Genomic DNA, 16,960 nt, shown 5'->3' with positions numbered 1-16,960 from the left:
AGGAAGATGATGATCTTTTCACTGACATTGAATGCAGCGCTGGATAGATTTCTCTACACAGAAAGACTTACAGAAGACGATACCGTAAGGGTAGAGAGAGTGAAGGATTACCCCGCCGGAAAGGGAGTAGATGTGTCTCGAGTAGTAAACGAACTGGGTGGTCACTCTGTATCAATTGCCTTTCTTGGTGGACACACCGGAAAGATAGTAGAGGAAATGCTGGATGAAGAAGGTGTTGTTTATGCAACGGTAAGAAGTGATAAGGAGACGAGAACGAACATACTCATTGAAACGAAAAAAGGACAGTACAGGTTGAGTCTTCCGGGACCTGTTATCTCCAACAGAGAAGTAGACAAGCTGTTCAAGACGGTCGATATTCTGCTTAGAAAGGATGACTATCTGTTATTATGCGGAAGTGTTCCAGAAGGAGTCAGCAACGATATTTACAGGCAGCTGTGTTCAAGAATGAGGGGTATTGGTGTCAACGTCTATATTGATTCCGATAAAGAACCTTTTTCTGAAGGAGTTAAGGCCGGTCCCAAAGGAATAAAGCCGAATACACACGAACTTCAGAGGTTGCTGAAACGAGACTTGAAAGGAGAGTCCGACCTCAGAAGGGCAGTTCAGGAAGTTTCTGAAAAGTACTCGATCGAGGAAGTTCTTCTTACTATGGGTGCAAAGGGAGCTCTTGCACTTCTGAGCGGCAGCCTCTATAGAATAAACGTTCCTGAAGTTCCTGTAAAGAGCGCAGTTGGCGCCGGCGACTCATTCCTTGCCGCCTACTGCATGTCCAGAGAGCTGGGAGAAACAGCAGAGGTTGCGTTGAAAATGGCTGGAGCTGCAAGTTCTGCGGCTGTTATGACTCCGGGTACTGAACTCTGCAAGTACAACGATGTTATTGAACTCCTGCCAACAATCGAAGTAAAAAGGCTATGATGACTTTCAGCGCGTACCATCAACGTTTCTGCCTGCTTCTTGAAGGTTCCGTGTCTCCTTCATAATGAGAAGGGCGATCGATGTAATAAAGAAAATTTCTCGGTTTTCCTCAAAAGAAAGGGCAAGAAATCAAGTGTTATTGATGGTCTAGTAGAATCTTCTTTGAAAGGTTCCTCCTTGATTCGAAAAGCAAAACAATCGAAGAGACAGAAACAGAAGATATTCTGTATTTCAGCAGAGTCTTTGCGGAAGAGAGAAGCTTTCCGAAGAAACTTCTGAGGAGTATAGCGCTCTATTTCTGTTTTCTCTTGCAACCTTCACTCGCTGCACGTGCTGCCGAGCTTCGTGAGAAAGAAGTATCTTCGGACCGAAAAGGACTTGATAGTTTCCTGGGGCACGACAGACAGGTTATTGACAAACTCGCACAGGCAGGGATCATCCGAACTGACCAGATGATCGAAGCTGCATTTACTCCAGAACTTAGGGAAAGCCTATCTCAACGGACAGGCATCGAAATTCACAAGATAATAGAAAACTTGAAACTTTCAGATCTCTCGCGGTTGAAAGGGATGAAAGGCGTACGGGCAAGACTGTACTATGAGGCAGGTGTGGGTGTTTGCTGCAGAATATAAACAGTGTGGGTACACTTGACAATCTCTCTTCTTGGGAATCGGAACAACTGAGGCTAATGCTGATTTATTTCGTTGAGAAGACTGGCTTTGAAGGAATTCCGCCTCTACCGAAGGAAGTTATCAGCACTATCGAAGCTGCCAGAGCAATTGGAAGACTCGTCTTATACTGATTTTCCATTTCTTCATTGAACCATTTGACTCCACCAAGTTGATAACCAAGTCTCAAGGTTTCTATTTGGATCATGATAATTCCTATCAAAAAGCCACTCTCTTCGCTAATGTATAATCTTGCATACACGGAGGAGGTGAAGGGATGGTTAAGGATACCGTATTGAAGGAAGATTACGTCGATTGCGTCAATTCTGTTATGGATTACATTGAAGAGAGTCTGTCAGCTCAAGTTACTATCAGCGATCTCTGTGCAGAGACATTCTACTCGCCTGTTCATCTTCAGTGAATCTTCCTCCATACAGTTGGCGAAACCATCGGACAGTATCTCAAGGGTAGAAGGCTTAGCGAAGCGGCTGATAGGCTAGCAACAACTTCAATGCCAATACTCGAAATTGCTCTTCAGTTCGGATATGATTCCCAAGAATCCTTCACCAGAGCATTCAGAAGCAAGTATTTTATTACCCCGGGAAAGTATCGAAGACTCTAACTTCACTTCGCCGTTATCCAGAAGAAGAGACTTCACAGGAGAGACATTTTGAGTCTTGAGGGAGGGATAGGAATGGAACCGAAAATCGTTCACAAAGAAGCATTCAAGGTAGTAGGCCTCAAGTATTGGGGAAACGATCCGGTGAATAATTGTCCGAAGCTCTGGCGTGATTTCATGGAGAGATACTCAGAGATCGAGAATGTTATACCTTCACAGGAGCACTATGGAATAATGTGCACCAGGAAAGAGGATTTCGTTGACGGTAAGTTCGACTACATTGCTTCCGCAGAAGTTTCAAGCCTGGACAAGATACCGGTGGGAATGGTGGGGGCCGAGATACCCGAGGCAACTTACGCTGCCTTTACCCACAAGGGAAAGCTCGACTCACTACAGGATACTTAACGAGTACATATACGGCAAGTGTTTCAGAACTCCGAGTATGAACCTGTCGGACTGAATGAGTTTGAGCTATATGATGGGAGATTCACGGGAGAAGAAGACTCGGAGTTCGATATCTATATACCTTTCAAGAAGAAACAATAAACAAGAAAGAGGGGGACTGGTATTCCAGTCCCCCTCTTTCTTAGACGTCAGATATTATGCTTCTTGAGGAATTCCTCGATTATGTCCTCCAAATCGGGCTTCCCAATTTCCTGAAGCTCGTAGCCTATCCTAACTGCCGGTTTCTTTATGTCGATGACTCTTCTCAAGTCTATCGGGGTTCCAATTATGACGAGATCAACGTCTGCCTTGTTAATGGTCTCCTCTAGCTCCTTCATCTGCTTTTCGCCATATCCCATGGCCGGAAGGATTTGATCCAAGTGATTGTACTTCTCGTAAGTCGCAACGAGTGATCCAACTGCATACGGTCTTGGATCGACTATCTCTCCAGCACCGAATTTCTTGGCCGCTACCCAGCCGGCCCCATATCTCATTCCACCATGGGTTAGAGTCGGTCCGTCCTCAACAACCAGTACTCTCTTGCCCTTTATTTCAGATGCCTTGCCCCCCTCTACGGTGATCGGAGAAGCACCATCGACAACGATTGCATCGGGGTTGTGTTTCGCAATATTCTGTCGGACGGTATCGATGTCCTCCGGAGAAGCGGTTTCTTCCTTGTTGATAACGATTACATCGGCCATCATCAGATTTGTGAAGCCGGGGTAATATGTAGTCTCGTGACCGGCTCTGTGAGGGTCGACTACAGTGATAAATAGATCTGTCTTGTAGAAGGAAAAGTCGTTGTTTCCGCCATCCCAGATAATTACGTCTACATCTTCTTTTTCTGCTTCTCTGAGGATCGCCTCGTAGTCAACGCCTGCGTAGATAACTGCTTTACGGTCTATGTGAGGCTCATATTCTTCTCTTTCTTCTATCGTGCATTCGTGTTTGTCGAGATCCGAATAATCGGCGAATCTTTGAACCTTCTGCTTCACAAGGTCTCCATATGGCATGGGATGTCTTATCGATACAACTTTCTTTCCCTTTGCCCTCAGAATGTCTAGGACCCTTCTCGTTGTCTGGCTCTTGCCACAACCTGTTCTAACTGCGCAGATAGAGATTACCGGTTTCGAGGATTTGACCATCGTCTTGCTCGGACCAAGAAGTACGAAGTCTGCTCCGTGAGCATTGGCTATTGCCGCCCTCTCCATAACATATTGATTCGGAAGGTCGCTGTATGCAAGCACTACCTGATCGATCTTGTGCTCGTCAATCAACTTTCCATAGTCATCTTCTGGCAATATCGGGATGCCGTTAGCATAGAGCCTGCCTGCGAGTTCTGCAGGATACTTCTTTCCATCGATACCGGGAATCTGCGTTGCCGTGAAGGCTACAACTTCGAATTCGTCATTATCCCGATAATAAGTATTGAAGTTGTGAAAATCGCGTCCTGCGGCGCCGAGAATCAAAACCCTTTTCTTTTCCAATTTCTACACCTCCGTTTTTATTTAAACTATCCATCAAAATTCTACATTCAAAAGAGTCAATGTACAAAAAAACTCAATTCTCCCACAAACCGATAGGGCTTAATAAATCGCTCCAACTGATCTTATACGCAAGTATGCGTAAGTATGCGCCAGTTTATCCGCCGTTGGCAGCATTGATTATGAGAACTCTTGACTTGGCCGGAATCAACTCTCCCTGCCTTACCAGACGGCCATTCACCATAACCAGAACTGAGACTCTCCCGAGTCGAGTCTCCTCTAAAAGTTCTCCATATGTCAAATCTCTGTCGAAATCCCACTTCCTGTCTCCGTATACCACTTCCAAGAGAGTCACCTCTTCGCTTTAGAACAGATCGGGCAGTCTTCCCTGCGCTCAACCGATATTTCCTCGAATCGGTTTCTCTTCAGATCGAAAGAGAAGACTTCACCTTCATAAGGTCTTTTGTTGAGGTAGCTTATCACGATTGCTGCTTCAAGCAATCCGCCGAAGTAGCTGGCAAACGGCAGTATTCCTTTGGGAGCAGCGGTATCCTTTCTATTGTCGCCCATGAAACACCTGTAGCATGGCGATTCTCTATCCCTAAACATAGCATAGCCGCTGAAGCCTTCGACTCCAGAATCGACGAAAGGGACTCCATTTCGATAGCACGAGTCGTTTATCAGATACCTGGCATCATAGTTGTCAACACAGCTGACAACAATATCCGGTCTTTCAGATCTAATTAGCTCCGGATCAAACTGCTTCCGATAAACTTTTGCGCTTACTCCACTGTAATACTGTGAAATCTTTCGCTCAATAACACTTGCTTTTGAAAGACCTATATCTCCATAATCGTACAAAATTTGTCGGTGCAAATTGTTAAGCTTCACTTCACCGGGCTCAACAATGCAAACATCATCAACCCCGCTATCAAGCAAGGTCTTTATTAGGGGACACCCTAATCCACCTGCTCCAATAACCATCACTCTGCCCTTTCTAATTAACCTGTCAAGACTTACTGGGAGTTCTTTTACGGGGGCTTCGCTCGACGCGTCACTCATCAACTGGAAGAATACATTTGCGGCGATCACCGGAGCGTATATTAACGGTAGAGTGTGAGGAAAAGCAACAATCTTCTTCCCTTCATCTTCTTCAATGCTTATCTCGTCCCCGTCAATGAATTCTATTGTAGCTTTCTGCCTGTAGATCAACGGAGAGTAGAAGGGAAGGATTTTCTGCCTGGGAAAGTCTCCAGTAATCCCGGATAGGCCGCTCCTTATCAACAATTCAGCTATTCGTTCTTCGATCTCACTTGATAGTCCACCGAATGTCTCCCCGGCAAGTCGAAGAAGCAAAGGCTTAGTCACTCCTTCTACAAGTAACTGACGCTCATACCATTTGAAAAGAAAACCTCTCTCTATGTCCATAAGCATCCCTCCAAAGAACTCCGGCTAGCTTTAAGTATAACAAATAAACCTTAATGTCCAGATTGAGAGTCATAATCTTCAAGGGGGTGAAAGTATGAGATACAGAGTAAGGAGTTGTCTCTTCCCAACAAGATACTCGGATAACTGGGAGACGGTTGAAAAACTCCAGCTGCACGAATCGCTTTCTGAAGGTAAATTCAAGCCCTCATCGTCATCAAGGCCTTCCGAGCCAGCCTCCTTTGATCCCGATTACTGGCAGAAAGTTGAGCAACATCTTGAAGAAACCTACTTTGGAAACTCTTTCAGGAGTATTCCCAAGAGCATCCTCGAGGAGTTCATCACAACTGTCCTCAGCTTACCTGACAGATACGTTTACATAGAAAGAAGCAATCACATGTCGGGGATGTAACCCTTGAATTGAGCCCTGTAGAGTCTCGCGTAGTGCCCACCCTTCTCGAGAAGCTCGTCATGAGAGCCTCTCTCAATTATTCCGTCACTTGTTATGACAACTATCTCGTCTGCATTCTTTATCGTTGAAAGCCTGTGAGCAATTACCAGTGTGGTACGGCCTTTTGATAAGGCTTCCAGAGACTCTTGTATCTTGAGTTCCGTTTCATTGTCAAGAGCAGAGGTAGCCTCATCCAGTATCAGAAGCGGAGGATTCTTGAGAAATACCCTGGCAATTGAAATTCTCTGTTTCTGACCACCTGAAAGCATTACGCCTCTTTCGCCGACATACGAATCGTACCCATTTTCCAGGCTCAGAATGAAGTCATGGATATTTGCTCTCTTAGCCGCTTCAACTATCTCTTCGTCTGTAGCGTCGCCCTTGCCATACGCGATATTGTCACGAATGCTTCCTGCAAAAAGGAAAACATCCTGCTGAACTATCCCTATATGGCTTCTTAAGGAATGCAGAGTCACATTTCGTATATCTATTCCGTCTATAGTGATCTTTCCGCTATTGACATCATAGAACCTCGGTATCAGATGACATAACGTTGTCTTCCCTCCCCCAGAAGGGCCGACAAGAGCCACCATTTCTCCTGCTGGAATATGAAGGCTGATATCCTTCAGAACGTTTTCTCCGCCGTCGTATGCGAAAGATACCCCCTCTACTCTTACATCTCCCCTGACATCTGTCAGTTCAATAGCGTCAGGAGAATCGGTGATACTGGATTTTGTCTCCATTATCTCTACAAACCTTTCAAATCCAGACATACCGTCTTCATATTGCTGAGCGAACTGCATAAGTCTTCTTATAGGCTGCAAGAAGAGGTCCACATATAGAAAATAGGCGACAAAGGCGCCAATCGTTATCTCGCCTGAGTAAGTCAAATAACCTCCAAGAGCGAGCACGGTGACCTTGAGCATGTTCATCATCAGGTCGATACCGGTTGTCATCTCAGCCATTGATTTGAATGCAAACTGTCTCGACTCTTTGAACTCCTGATTCCCAAGATCGAACTTGTTCTTTTCGAATTCCTCGTTGGTGAACGATTGTGCAACCCTTATTCCCGAAATACTGTTTTCCAGTTGAGCATTCACATTGGCAATCTTCTTCCTCACGAGTCTGAATGCCCTTGCCATCTTCTGCCTCTTCTTGATTCCGTACCAAATCATGAAAGGTATGTAAGCAAAGACCACAAGAGTGAGCCTCCAGTCATTCTGCATGAGAATGACGAAAGCTCCGACCAGAGTGACGACCGAAATGAAAAGATCTTCAGGCCCGTGATGAGCGAGTTCAGTTATCTCTCTTAGGTCATTGACGATTCGCGACATTATCTTTCCTGTTCTTACCTTGTCAAAATAACTAAAAGAAAGAGTCTGGAGATGGGAGAAGATATCCTTTCTCATGTTGTATTCCATTCTTACTCCCACAACATGACCCCAGTAGTTGACAATGTAGTTGAAGACGGCCCTCAATATGAACAGCATCGCCATAATCACTGAGATGATCACTATACCTCTCATATTCCCTGATGGTATATAGTTGTCAAGCGCTAATGTGGTGAATCTAGGGAACACCAGATCTATTCCAGCGATCATAAAAGCACAGGCCATGTCAAGTATGAAAAGCCTCAAATGTGGCCGATAATAGGCTATGAACTTTCGAATCATTGTAGGCCTCCTATGTAGTAAGGTAAGCGTCTCAATTCTACATTAGAAAGATCTAGATAACAAGGTTGAAAGGAATCTTCTGAATAGTTGAACTTGAATGGCCCTTTTAGATAGTTCTTCTGAACTCTCTTGGCAAGACTAGATCGCTACTTTTGCTGTTAGAATGAGAAGGAGAGTTAAGAAAAACAGGAGGGAAATCTTGTGCCAAGAGTAGCTGTTTTTATCCAAGAGCCGGTATGGTAGCTCGGAAAAGTATGCGACGTGGATTGCAGAAGAACTGGAGGCAGATCTGTTCGCTGCAGATAGTTTCGATGCCAAGAAGTTTCATAGTTACGAATGTGTTGTCTTCGGCGGCTCTCTCTACGCGAGCGAGCTTATTGGTATAAATGTGATAAATGAGAACTTCGAAACCCTAAGAAATTAAGAAAGTAGTTCTCTTCTCGGCAGGAGCATCACCGGCAAGACCAGAAGTACTAGAAGAGATTAAGCTCAAGAACTTAACTCCTGAAATGATATGCCATGCAGAATTTCATCACCTAAGGGGGGCTTTGACTTCAATAAACTGAATATCAAAGACAAAATCCTCATGTCTCTCTTGAGATTAAAGCTTAAGATGAAGAAGAGGTACGGACAAGAATTATCCGACGATGAAAAAGGCATGCTTGCTGCGTATGAAACGGCCGTCGATTTCACAAAAAGAAAGGCGATCGAACCAATTGTCGAGAGTGTTCGAGAATATCTGGCAGAAAGCACTTGAGACTAAGCGATTTGCCGCATAAGATCAGCTCACCGTGAATCTGTTGGATGAATCAGTAAATGAATTGGCTAAGATTTGCTTCAGAAATCAACAATGGAGAGATATTTGTGTCGAGTTTCTTTCGATCCCATCAGCCTGGAATTTCCTTAGTGGAGTTGCCTTCTGCATAGGTCATAACGTACCATGTCAGAGGCAGCAGCTCATCAAGAAACCAGTGATTTACCGCACTCATGTCAACAATAAATGGCTAGTCAGTTATGAAGTAGGATTTACCTGAAATTGGTGAGATTGGAGGTACTATGTCAAGGATCAGGAAGCTTGAAGAGATTACGTTGAACTCCTGGCCCGCCGCCTACAGCAGGTTGAGGGATGGTTGGATAATGAGATACGCCGGCGGATACACAAACAGGTCAAACTCAGTATATCCACTATATGATTCTCACGAATCTCTTTCTCATAAGATCGAAGAGGTCAGATCATTTTACCGTTCCAGGGATCTGCCTCCAATGTTCAAATTGACACAGGAGTCTAAGCCGGTCTTCCTTGACAAAACCCTTGAAGAGATGGGCTTTCAAGAGATAGACAGGGCTCTCGTCATGACTAAGACCTTGGACAGCAAAAGGTTAGATATCTCCGATCTCGATATCTTCCCAACACCGGAAGAAAGATGGCTCGACATCTTTTTCTCACTTAACAAGAGAGCACGGGGTAATAAGTCTTGGGCAAAGAAACTTCTTTCGATGGTAATATCCGAGAGCTTCTTCGTGCTACTCAAGAAGGAGGGAAACGATGTTGGTTGTGGTTTGGCAGTCATTGAAGGAGACCATATAGGATTATTCGGAATAGCTGTCCTCGAAACTGAAAGGCGAAAGGGTTATGGAATACAGATAACCGAGAAACTGCTGGAACTCGGAAAGAAAAGGGGCGCTAGAATCGCCTATCTTCAAGTAGACAAACCTAACATAAATGCGATAAGACTCTATTCAAGAGTCGGGTTTAAGATGGAATACGAGTACTGGTACAGGGTTGATAAGTAGATGCTGCAAAGCATAGACCTTTTCAGCGATTTGACCTCCGGCGAAATAGAAAAAATACTTGTTGGCTCTCGAAGGATGCACTCTTCAAGCAACCAGGTCTTGTACACTCCCGATGATCGGTGCGATTCGCTAAGTCTTGTTCTCGAAGGCAAACTCCGAATATCGAAGTTTTTGCCTTCAGGCCAGGAACAGATTATGAACCGTCTGGAAAAGGGGCAGATGTTCGGCGAGGCGTTGGTTTTTGCAGGAAGAAGGTATGCTTCTTATGTGGTTTCAGAGGTGGATTCGGAGATTCTCAACATCCCCAAGAAAGTGCTTCTGTATGCTTTCAAGAATCAGCGCTTTCTTCTCACTTATCTCAGAAGCATTTCCGAGAAGATCTTGAATCTGTCAAGCATAATCGAGATTCTTTCACTATCCACTGTGAAGAAAAAGATCGCCAGTTATCTGCTTGAATTATCTCTTGAAAAGGACTCCCAAACTTTGAAGCTTCCCTGCACAAAGAAGACTCTGGCCAGTCTAATAGGATCAACGAGAGAGGTGGTGTCCAGAAACTTCTCGGAACTTGAAAGAGAGGGGATCATTTCCATGCCTGATAGAAACACAGTGGAGATAAGGAATCTCAAGCGCCTGGAAAACTTGCTTTTCGACTAACTCTCAAGAAGTTTTTCGAGATACTCTTTTACTCCGTAAAGATCTTCGAAAACATCTTTCGAGAAAGACAAATCTAGATGGGCATTCTCTTCATTTCTAACACCCAGCACTTCCATTCCAGCTCTAACGCCACTTCTTATTCCATTTGGCGAGTCTTCAACAACAACACACTCTTCAGGCTTGACTCCAAGAAGCTCCGCAGCTCTGAGATAGATAATAGGTGAGGGTTTAGATTCATGAACTTCATCACCACCCACAACTACCTCGAAGTAATCGAGTACGTTAATCTTTCTCATAAGTTCCTCAATGGCGGCCCTCTCTGTAGATGAAGCTATGGCCAGCTTAACCTTTTCCGACAGGTAAGCGAGAAGGTCGATCAATCCGGGATTTGGTTCTAGAGTCTCCCTTGCAAGCTTCATGTACCTTTCCATGTATCTTCTGCCAAAGTCCTCAGGTTTCATATCTAGTCCCGCCGTTTCTACAACGACCTTCTGGGTCTCTGTCATCTTCAGACCCATCTGCTTTTCAAACAACTCAACACTTATCTTACCGCCCAGCTCGGTTACCAGTTCCGTACATGCCTTTCTATAGACTTTTTCCGAATCGATAATGACCCCGTCCATATCGAATACTACCGCTCTAATCATCTTTTCTCCCTTATGTTCAACAGATTTCTAATATCTGCAGCTGCCCTACTTATGGTCTCTTTTCTTACGTAGATGACGCTGTTAAATGGGTCCACATCTATCAACGATGACTTGAAAAGAAGACCAATGTGATAGGAGATAGTCGACTTTGCAAGTCCAGTGAACTCAACTAAATCTCTCTGCAGGGCGGGCTCGTTATTCAACTTCTTCAAGATCTTGAAACGGGTTTCATCTGACAAGACTTTCAGAAGACTCCTCAACCTTACCTCTTTAGGTATTCTGCCCGAGAAATCTTCAGTAACTTCTTCAAGACCCATTATAAGGAGGTGGAACGTCGGATAGGTCATTACACCGGAGTTTGTGTGGGGCACAGAGTTCTGAAGTGTTATATACAAGGGTTTGGACTCGTCCAGCGTTATGCCATAATAGTCCAGATAGTTCGAGAATGCATCTCTAATCCTCTGAGGAGAACTGTTCTCCACGTACCCTTTTACAAGCCTCATGTTAAGCTCCCTCAATCCACTGCGCTCATAGTAATTCAGGATTTTCAGCGTATTGGAAGAGAGGAAATCCATTGCGGTCTTCGGGAAGAAAAGCAGCTGGTTTATGAACCATACTGTGTCAGCACTTATTCCGCCGATTGCCTCTATAGCCTGCGAGACCTTCTGAGGGTTCTCATGGATCATAAGATTAAGTTCATCGTGTGAAATCTTCAGTCTTCTTTCGGCAAAGACACGAATGAATCGATCTCTTATCAGCTTTACGCCTTCCTCAGCTATGTTTAGGCTTTCCTCTATTGTTACGAACATTCCGTCCTGCAGCTTCTGCCTAATTGGAAAGAGTATGGGAGCCATCACACCTAATTCATTCATGAAGGTAATATACATCCTTGTTGACCATTCTGTGTCTTTCAACAAATCCCCTCTGAATTCCATCAGCTGCGTTGATGGCTCATAATCAACTCCGAGTGTCTTAAGCACCTTCTCAACCGGACCAGTGTTGAGCGAGAATTGAATGGCCATCGTCAGATCGTATATCTCGAAGTATCCTGTAATCAATTCCATTACTCTTCACCCTCTTCGTACAGCGTTTCCAATCTCTTAAGTATCTTCTCGAGACGCTCTTTATTAAGTGAAAAGTACACCCTTCTGTGATCCTTACGACTCGTGACAAGAGCCAGCTCACCCAATGTAGAAAGGTGGTAGGAAACGGTCGCCTTCGACAAACCCACAATTCTCGCAAGCTCATCTACGTATTTCGGCTCGTCGGATATCGCCTTAAGAATCTGCATCTTTGTCTGATCGGAAAGATTTCTAAGAAATAATCTGAGAGTGTTGTCGGTTACCACAGGATTCATGATCTCTTCAATCTGTTTCAGGTGCTCACTGAAAACTATGAGTTGGATATCGCAGGCGCTGGCGAACTTGAGGCCCGAATATTTGAGAGTGTTCTGAAATAAAAGGTGAAGAGGCAAATCTTCCCTGGGCCTTATACCGTAGAATTTCAGGAAATCCTCCGCAACTTCCTCGTACTCTTCGGCTCTGAATAGTCTTAGCCTTTCAGCAATCTTGTCACGATTCTTCTTTCTGAGCCCTGATTCTTCATAGTGCTTCTTAAGTTCTCTCAGAGCAAAGATTAGAATCTCCTTAGACTGTTTGGGAAACTTGATCAGTTGAGTGATGAACCAAGTCGTGTTCTCAGAAAGGTCTTCTGCCTTGTCAACGGCCTCCGAAACGATGCTCAAGTCACCGTCTAGCGTCTTCTTCACGTCCTCTTGAGAGAGATTTAGATTGTTCAACAAGATGCTGTCAACCACACACCTTGCCTTTTCTTCAAAACTTTTTCCCAGGCTCTCTATGGCCTCTTCAAGAAGAAGCTCGCCTCCGGGCTCCTTTGGAAAATCACAGAAGAATATGACACTGTCCTTTATTTCGGAGAAGACCTCAACAGCCACTCTTATCGACCAGTTATCATTACTTCTAACTCTATCAAGAAATTCGGCAAGTTCTCTTCCTGGTTCGAAATCAAACCCCAGGTCTTGCGAGAGTGCATCGAAGTAACTCTTTCTATCAGCAAACCCACATGCCATTAAAATCTCTACAAGTTCAACGTATCCCGGAATGATTTTCAAGGAATACACCTCTCAAGTTCGACTTGTCTTGAATTATAGCACAGATACAGTTAGAGTAATTTAGAACTGATCTCTCTGTTCTGACTAGACATAGCTCTTAGGCTTTGCAGAACTCGCTCCAACACGAATCTATTCATGCTTATGATCCCTACCATTCAACGATCAGAGAATATAAGGTCCTTAAACGACATATAGTTAGAAATTCATTGTTCGTTAACATTTAAGGTTTGACAATTATCAAACCCAATGCTAAGATCAAAATGTAAGAGATGAATCGAACGCAACGAAAAGGAGGAGTCGATATGAAGAGAGAACCAAAGAGAATACGAAAAGACATTCAGAAAGAAATTGACAAGGCAAGATCGGCTTCTGCAAAACACGGTAATTTCCTGGCGTTCTGAAGAATTTACCAGTAGAATCGCGACATACAAGCAACCCCCCTTTTCCCCCACGGAAAGAAAGATGACTTCGGGTCTCAGCAGAGGCCCTTTTTTCATTCCTTTCAAAGTAGGGGAAGGACCTCCTACTATCAAAAGCAAAGAGACCTTGGTCGTTGATGAAAACCACGTTGGCCGTCAACGATCCTCCGTCCTCCGAAATAGACAAATTGCAAGTGCCAAGATGCAAGTTGAATGAGAAAACGGTTATCCGTTATCGGTTCTCTGTCCTCCGAGAAGCACATCAGTTGCAAGTTCCATGTTATAAGAACAAAAGCTAAAAGCGGCCCTTCCCATTGAAAAGTGGGTCCTTGATCTTAAGCGCACAGCGGTTCTTAGCCCGCGAAGCGGAACCGGCCTTTGCGAAGCAAAGACTGGCCACCGAAGGTGACTGGCTTTGAATTTCTCGTCTTCTCGTGAGCGCAGCGAACGTCTCGACAGTGCTCTTTCTCGATTGTTCTTTTCGGTGGACTGGTTCGCGGTGTTCTCGGACGGTTGACCCGTAACGGTCAACGACGATCATTTCTCGCACTCTCAAAGCAAAACTCCCGACAATGATTTTTCTCGGTTGGTCTCACAGACATGCGCCAAACGCCAGGAGTTTCAACAAAAAAAGAGAGCCCGAAAGCTCTCTCGTGATTTTCCAGCACTTTCTCAGAAAGTTATGAATGATCTCGTCTTGAGAATCTCAACTCTCACTTTCTCTATCTGCTCTGTAACTTCCTTCATCGATTTCATCTGATTTTCTGACACCTATCATCCCTCCCCGGTTCGATACATCTCTTACAGTACTATTATGACACATAGTTAGATGAATGTCAAACATATTCATACAAATTCCACAGTTATCTAACTATAGAGTGAGTTAGCTCGACCGGTTTGTCAGCTGATAATTATCGACATCTTCTTCAGAAATTCTATGCTCTGCTAATCTTTTCCCACATTGAGCATCTGTTATGGCCAGTAAATCACTTTGAGGACCTATTCACTCTTAGTCTTTCTCGTTCTTCATTGTGCAGCGAAACACCGATGCTGGTATCCGTTAAAGGGATTCCTCCGCTCAATGGCAGGACAAATCATCAGCATTTCCTTGGTGTTACCCTTCTGACAAGCGAGAATACGATATGATAGTCTCATGGAGAGTCTGTATTGGTAGTGAAAAAGGATGGTGATAGAGACTCATGTTCTTCCTAACTAAGGAGTTCACATTTGATGCGGCTCACAATCTGACCAGTTATCACGGAAAGTGTGAGAAGCTTCACGGCCACACCTATAAGCTTCAGATAACAGTTGCCGGAGAGAAGAATCAAGAAGATATGGTCATCGATTTTCTGCGGCTCAAGGACATAGTCAAGTCAGAAGTGTTGAGCTTGCTCGATCACGCATACATAAATGATGTTATACCTCAGCCGACCGCAGAGAACATAGCCGAGTGGATATTCAAACGCCTGGCTTCCAGGGTTGGAGGAAGCGATTATGAGCTTTACGAAGTGGCGGTGTGGGAAACACCGACTAGTTTTGTCCGTTACAGGGAGAGAGATGTTTGGTAGGAGTTCCTCTTGGGCGATTCGTTCCAACGAACTCGGTGATTCACAAATTGTCACCGATAGCAAAGACCATAGCCTTTGTTTCGCTATCAATAGGCTCGCTGTTTCTGAGCGGGATTGCAGATTTCACAGTCTTCCTATCACTCTGGATTGTTCTCTCCGCACTTTCAGCAGTTCCTTTCAGGGAGTTCGTGAAGACGCTACGGGGGATAAGGTTGTTAATCCTGTTGATCGTAGTCTTTCAGATCCTTTTTACTCACGGAAGAGTCTTGCTGGACTTAAAGGTTTTGAGGATCACAGAAGAGGGTTTGATAAACGCTGCGGTGCTTTCGGCCAGAATGATTCTTGCGGTGCTTTTCAGTATAATGCTTTCACTTACAACAACACCCCTGGAGATCTCTTTTTCTGTGGAAGAGATTATTGGAAAACTCCCCGGGGGCAAGAAGCGGTCTTCTGAAATTGGAATGGCGCTTTCTCTAACTCTCACTTTCATCCCCCTTATCTCCCTTCAGACAAACCGAATAATCTTGGCACAGAAGGCGCGGGGAATAGAGTTCGACAAAGGGAGCATATTCTCAAGAGTGAAAAACTCAATCTCCGTAGTGATCCCGGTAATTGCAACCTCGCTGAAGAAGGCTCAGGACACTGCTGCCGCCCTTCAAATTAGAGGATACAGACCTGGACACAAGTTAACTTGCCTCAAAGAAAAAAGCTGGTCTTTGAGTGACTCGATTCTCTTAGTAGTAACGATGCTTTCGATTCTGACCGCCATCATACTGTGAAGCCGAAAAGTTCGGCCAGACGAGAAGGATTTATCCTTGCCATAGCTCTTACCGCAGAGATTCTTAGGCGGCTTTCAATGGAAGCATTTAGAGCGATTTCTTCAAGATAAGGAAGAGGTCCTTCCAGTTTTAGAAGTCCCGTTACGGAAGAAGCGAGTACTCTTGTCTGAAGGTCCTCTTTTCTGTTAGAAAGAATTCTAGTAATATGATCTTCGATATCGATAGTCTTAAGTTTCTTCACGGCCCTTAGCGATGCCTTTTTTAGCCGGGATGATGTTGATCTAAGAGATTCGTCGATAACATCTGCAATAGAATGATCCATAAGACTTGCCAGCGCCTCCATACATACGGCTCTCACTCTGTCAGAAGGATCTTCTAATCCAGTGTGTAAAATCTCTGCTGCAGACGGTTCTACAAGACCTTTAATATACTGTGCGCCTGCGAATCTCATCTCTTCATCCTCAGAATCCATGAATCTCTCTGCTGACCGAAGCATCGAAACCTCGTACCCTTTGATCTTCCTGTGAGTTTTCATTGCGGAGATAGCAACTGTTCTATCATCGGAATCAATCAATTTCTTGAGAGTGGGAAGTGCGATATCATCAGGAAAGGACTCGAAAGTCTCAACAATTATCTGTTTGACTTTTGAGGATCGGAAATCCTTCAAGAGAACTAGAAGCTCTTCAGCGGCGCCTGAGTTTCTCTGGCCCAATCTCGAAAGAAGCGCCACCTTCTGGAACTTGCCCGAAAGAGATGAAAGCTCCTCTTCTTCAAGCCTGAGCTGCCCTTTGCAGGCCGCCAGGATACTCCGAATATCGTTACTCGGGTCTTCGTCAAACTCCTTCAGGAGTTCGTTCTCCCCGGCTTCAGCCAGAGCGACAACAAAAGTCTTCCTAACCTTTTTGGAGGGGTCGGCGGCGATTCGCCTCGCAAGATCCTCGTCTTCATAGCCAAATTCCACGAGTTCTTTCGCTGTTGTGCTTCTGACAAGATCTGACGGATCATCCAATGCTTTGAGAATAGAATCTCGGTTCTCACTCAATTTTGCCATAGTGACCACTGCATTCTTTCTGACCTCGGGAGAAGGGTCTTCGAGAAAGCTTTCAATATTCTCTATTCTCATCTCTCTATCAGCAGCAGACTTCACAGCTCTTGCCCTTACGTATGCCGAAGGTGAATCCAGCATCTCTTTTACATCCATTTCTGTTCTGGAGAGAATCTCCTCTTCTATAGCCTGAAGCATCTTCCTGATATCCTTTGGATTCATC

Annotated in this window: 21 protein-coding genes; 12 read left to right on the top strand and 9 right to left on the bottom strand. The window is 44.6% G+C overall.

What is annotated here, in order from left to right; all coding sequences use genetic code 11:
• The first annotated feature begins 9 nt into the window (after positions 1-9).
• The gene (locus Q502_RS09450) at positions 10-936 is read left to right on the top strand and encodes a 1-phosphofructokinase family hexose kinase (protein WP_112109516.1); all 927 of its coding nucleotides are present in this window, start codon (positions 10-12) and stop codon (positions 934-936) included.
• Between the two features lie 308 nt (positions 937-1,244).
• On the top strand, positions 1,245-1,568 hold the full coding sequence (locus tag Q502_RS15085; protein WP_102819051.1) for a DUF4332 domain-containing protein: 324 nt from the start codon (positions 1,245-1,247) through the stop codon (positions 1,566-1,568).
• Positions 1,569-1,632: 64 nt separating this feature from the next.
• Here the strand turns inward: Q502_RS15085 and Q502_RS09435 are convergent, their stop codons facing one another.
• On the bottom strand, positions 1,633-1,827 hold the full coding sequence (locus Q502_RS09435; RefSeq protein WP_102819050.1) for a hypothetical protein: 195 nt from the start codon (positions 1,825-1,827) through the stop codon (positions 1,633-1,635).
• 54 nt (positions 1,828-1,881) lie between these two features.
• Here Q502_RS09435 and Q502_RS09430 point away from each other — a divergent pair, with 54 nt between their 5' ends.
• From Q502_RS09430 to Q502_RS09420, 3 genes are all read left to right on the top strand, one after another.
• Positions 1,882-2,025 (top strand): AraC family transcriptional regulator, encoded by a 144-nt coding sequence (locus Q502_RS09430; protein ID WP_114794144.1) that lies wholly within the window; start codon positions 1,882-1,884, stop codon positions 2,023-2,025.
• Entirely contained in the window at positions 2,026-2,226 is a 201-nt protein-coding gene (locus Q502_RS15080) for a helix-turn-helix domain-containing protein (RefSeq protein ID WP_102819049.1), read from the top strand. It begins immediately after the preceding gene.
• Positions 2,227-2,298: 72 nt separating this feature from the next.
• The gene (locus tag Q502_RS09420; RefSeq protein ID WP_102819048.1) at positions 2,299-2,628 is read left to right on the top strand and encodes a GyrI-like domain-containing protein; all 330 of its coding nucleotides are present in this window, start codon (positions 2,299-2,301) and stop codon (positions 2,626-2,628) included.
• A 188-nt stretch (positions 2,629-2,816) separates the two neighbouring features.
• Here Q502_RS09420 and Q502_RS09415 read toward each other — a convergent pair whose 3' ends face one another.
• The 3 genes from Q502_RS09415 to Q502_RS09405 form a co-directional block, all read right to left on the bottom strand.
• Positions 2,817-4,154, bottom strand: a complete 1,338-nt coding sequence (locus Q502_RS09415) for a cyclic 2,3-diphosphoglycerate synthase (RefSeq protein WP_099829615.1) — start codon at positions 4,152-4,154, stop codon at positions 2,817-2,819.
• Positions 4,155-4,308: 154 nt separating this feature from the next.
• Positions 4,309-4,497 carry a hypothetical protein gene (locus Q502_RS09410; RefSeq protein WP_099829614.1) on the bottom strand — a complete coding sequence of 63 codons (189 nt, stop codon included), beginning with the start codon at positions 4,495-4,497 and terminating at the stop codon, positions 4,309-4,311.
• A 5-nt stretch (positions 4,498-4,502) separates the two neighbouring features.
• Positions 4,503-5,579 carry a ThiF family adenylyltransferase gene (locus Q502_RS09405; RefSeq protein ID WP_102819047.1) on the bottom strand — a complete coding sequence of 359 codons (1,077 nt, stop codon included), beginning with the start codon at positions 5,577-5,579 and terminating at the stop codon, positions 4,503-4,505.
• 94 nt (positions 5,580-5,673) lie between these two features.
• Between Q502_RS09405 and Q502_RS09400 the strand changes: the two genes are divergently transcribed.
• Positions 5,674-5,988: a hypothetical protein gene (locus Q502_RS09400; protein WP_102819046.1), complete on the top strand. Its 315-nt coding sequence runs from the start codon at positions 5,674-5,676 to the stop codon at positions 5,986-5,988.
• Here the strand turns inward: Q502_RS09400 and Q502_RS09395 are convergent.
• Entirely contained in the window at positions 5,970-7,700 is a 1,731-nt protein-coding gene (locus tag Q502_RS09395; protein ID WP_099829611.1) for an ABC transporter ATP-binding protein, read from the bottom strand. The genes Q502_RS09400 and Q502_RS09395 overlap by 19 nt on opposite strands.
• A 214-nt stretch (positions 7,701-7,914) precedes the next feature.
• On the opposite strand from Q502_RS09395, the gene Q502_RS14755 reads away from it, so the two are divergent.
• The 4 genes from Q502_RS14755 (at position 7,915) to Q502_RS09380 (ending at position 10,148) form a co-directional block, all read left to right on the top strand.
• Positions 7,915-8,124: a flavodoxin domain-containing protein gene (locus tag Q502_RS14755; protein ID WP_258001912.1), complete on the top strand. Its 210-nt coding sequence runs from the start codon at positions 7,915-7,917 to the stop codon at positions 8,122-8,124.
• Between the two features lie 189 nt (positions 8,125-8,313).
• Entirely contained in the window at positions 8,314-8,457 is a 144-nt protein-coding gene (locus Q502_RS14750) for a hypothetical protein (protein WP_258001898.1), read from the top strand.
• Between the two features lie 299 nt (positions 8,458-8,756).
• Positions 8,757-9,494: a GNAT family N-acetyltransferase gene (locus Q502_RS09385; RefSeq protein WP_102819045.1), complete on the top strand. Its 738-nt coding sequence runs from the start codon at positions 8,757-8,759 to the stop codon at positions 9,492-9,494.
• Positions 9,495-10,148, top strand: a complete 654-nt coding sequence (locus Q502_RS09380; protein ID WP_102819044.1) for a Crp/Fnr family transcriptional regulator — start codon at positions 9,495-9,497, stop codon at positions 10,146-10,148. It begins immediately after the preceding gene.
• Here Q502_RS09380 and Q502_RS09375 read toward each other — a convergent pair.
• Genes Q502_RS09375 through Q502_RS09365 form a run of 3 tightly spaced genes read right to left on the bottom strand, consistent with a single transcriptional unit; the run spans position 10,145 to position 12,926 of the window.
• Positions 10,145-10,795, bottom strand: coding sequence for an HAD family phosphatase (locus Q502_RS09375; RefSeq protein WP_099829608.1), 651 nt, complete (start codon positions 10,793-10,795; stop codon positions 10,145-10,147). The two genes, Q502_RS09380 and Q502_RS09375, sit on opposite strands and share 4 nt — an antisense overlap.
• Positions 10,792-11,859, bottom strand: a complete 1,068-nt coding sequence (locus Q502_RS09370) for a helix-turn-helix transcriptional regulator (protein ID WP_102819043.1) — start codon at positions 11,857-11,859, stop codon at positions 10,792-10,794. Before Q502_RS09370 ends, Q502_RS09375 begins: the two co-directional genes overlap by 4 nt.
• Positions 11,859-12,926: a helix-turn-helix transcriptional regulator gene (locus Q502_RS09365; RefSeq protein WP_102819042.1), complete on the bottom strand. Its 1,068-nt coding sequence runs from the start codon at positions 12,924-12,926 to the stop codon at positions 11,859-11,861. The genes Q502_RS09370 and Q502_RS09365 overlap by 1 nt, the downstream gene beginning before the upstream one ends.
• A gap of 1,618 nt (positions 12,927-14,544) precedes the next feature.
• On the opposite strand from Q502_RS09365, the gene queD reads away from it, so the two are divergent.
• Together queD and Q502_RS09350 are read left to right on the top strand one after the other, a co-directional pair.
• Complete coding sequence (gene queD / locus Q502_RS09355) at positions 14,545-14,913, top strand: 6-carboxytetrahydropterin synthase QueD (RefSeq protein WP_099829604.1); 369 nt, start codon at positions 14,545-14,547, stop codon at positions 14,911-14,913.
• Positions 14,907-15,692 carry an energy-coupling factor transporter transmembrane protein EcfT gene (locus Q502_RS09350; RefSeq protein ID WP_102819040.1) on the top strand — a complete coding sequence of 262 codons (786 nt, stop codon included), beginning with the start codon at positions 14,907-14,909 and terminating at the stop codon, positions 15,690-15,692. Before queD ends, Q502_RS09350 begins: the two co-directional genes overlap by 7 nt.
• On the opposite strand, the gene Q502_RS09345 is transcribed toward Q502_RS09350, so the two are convergent.
• On the bottom strand, positions 15,682-16,959 hold the full coding sequence (locus Q502_RS09345; RefSeq protein ID WP_102819039.1) for a HEAT repeat domain-containing protein: 1,278 nt from the start codon (positions 16,957-16,959) through the stop codon (positions 15,682-15,684). The two genes, Q502_RS09350 and Q502_RS09345, sit on opposite strands and share 11 nt — an antisense overlap.
• Position 16,960 lies beyond the last annotated feature (1 nt).

Source organism: Mesotoga sp. Brook.08.YT.4.2.5.2. (assembly GCF_003351125.1).
Classification (GTDB): domain Bacteria; phylum Thermotogota; class Thermotogae; order Petrotogales; family Kosmotogaceae; genus Mesotoga.
This window is presented reverse-complemented; position numbering and strand designations above follow the sequence as displayed.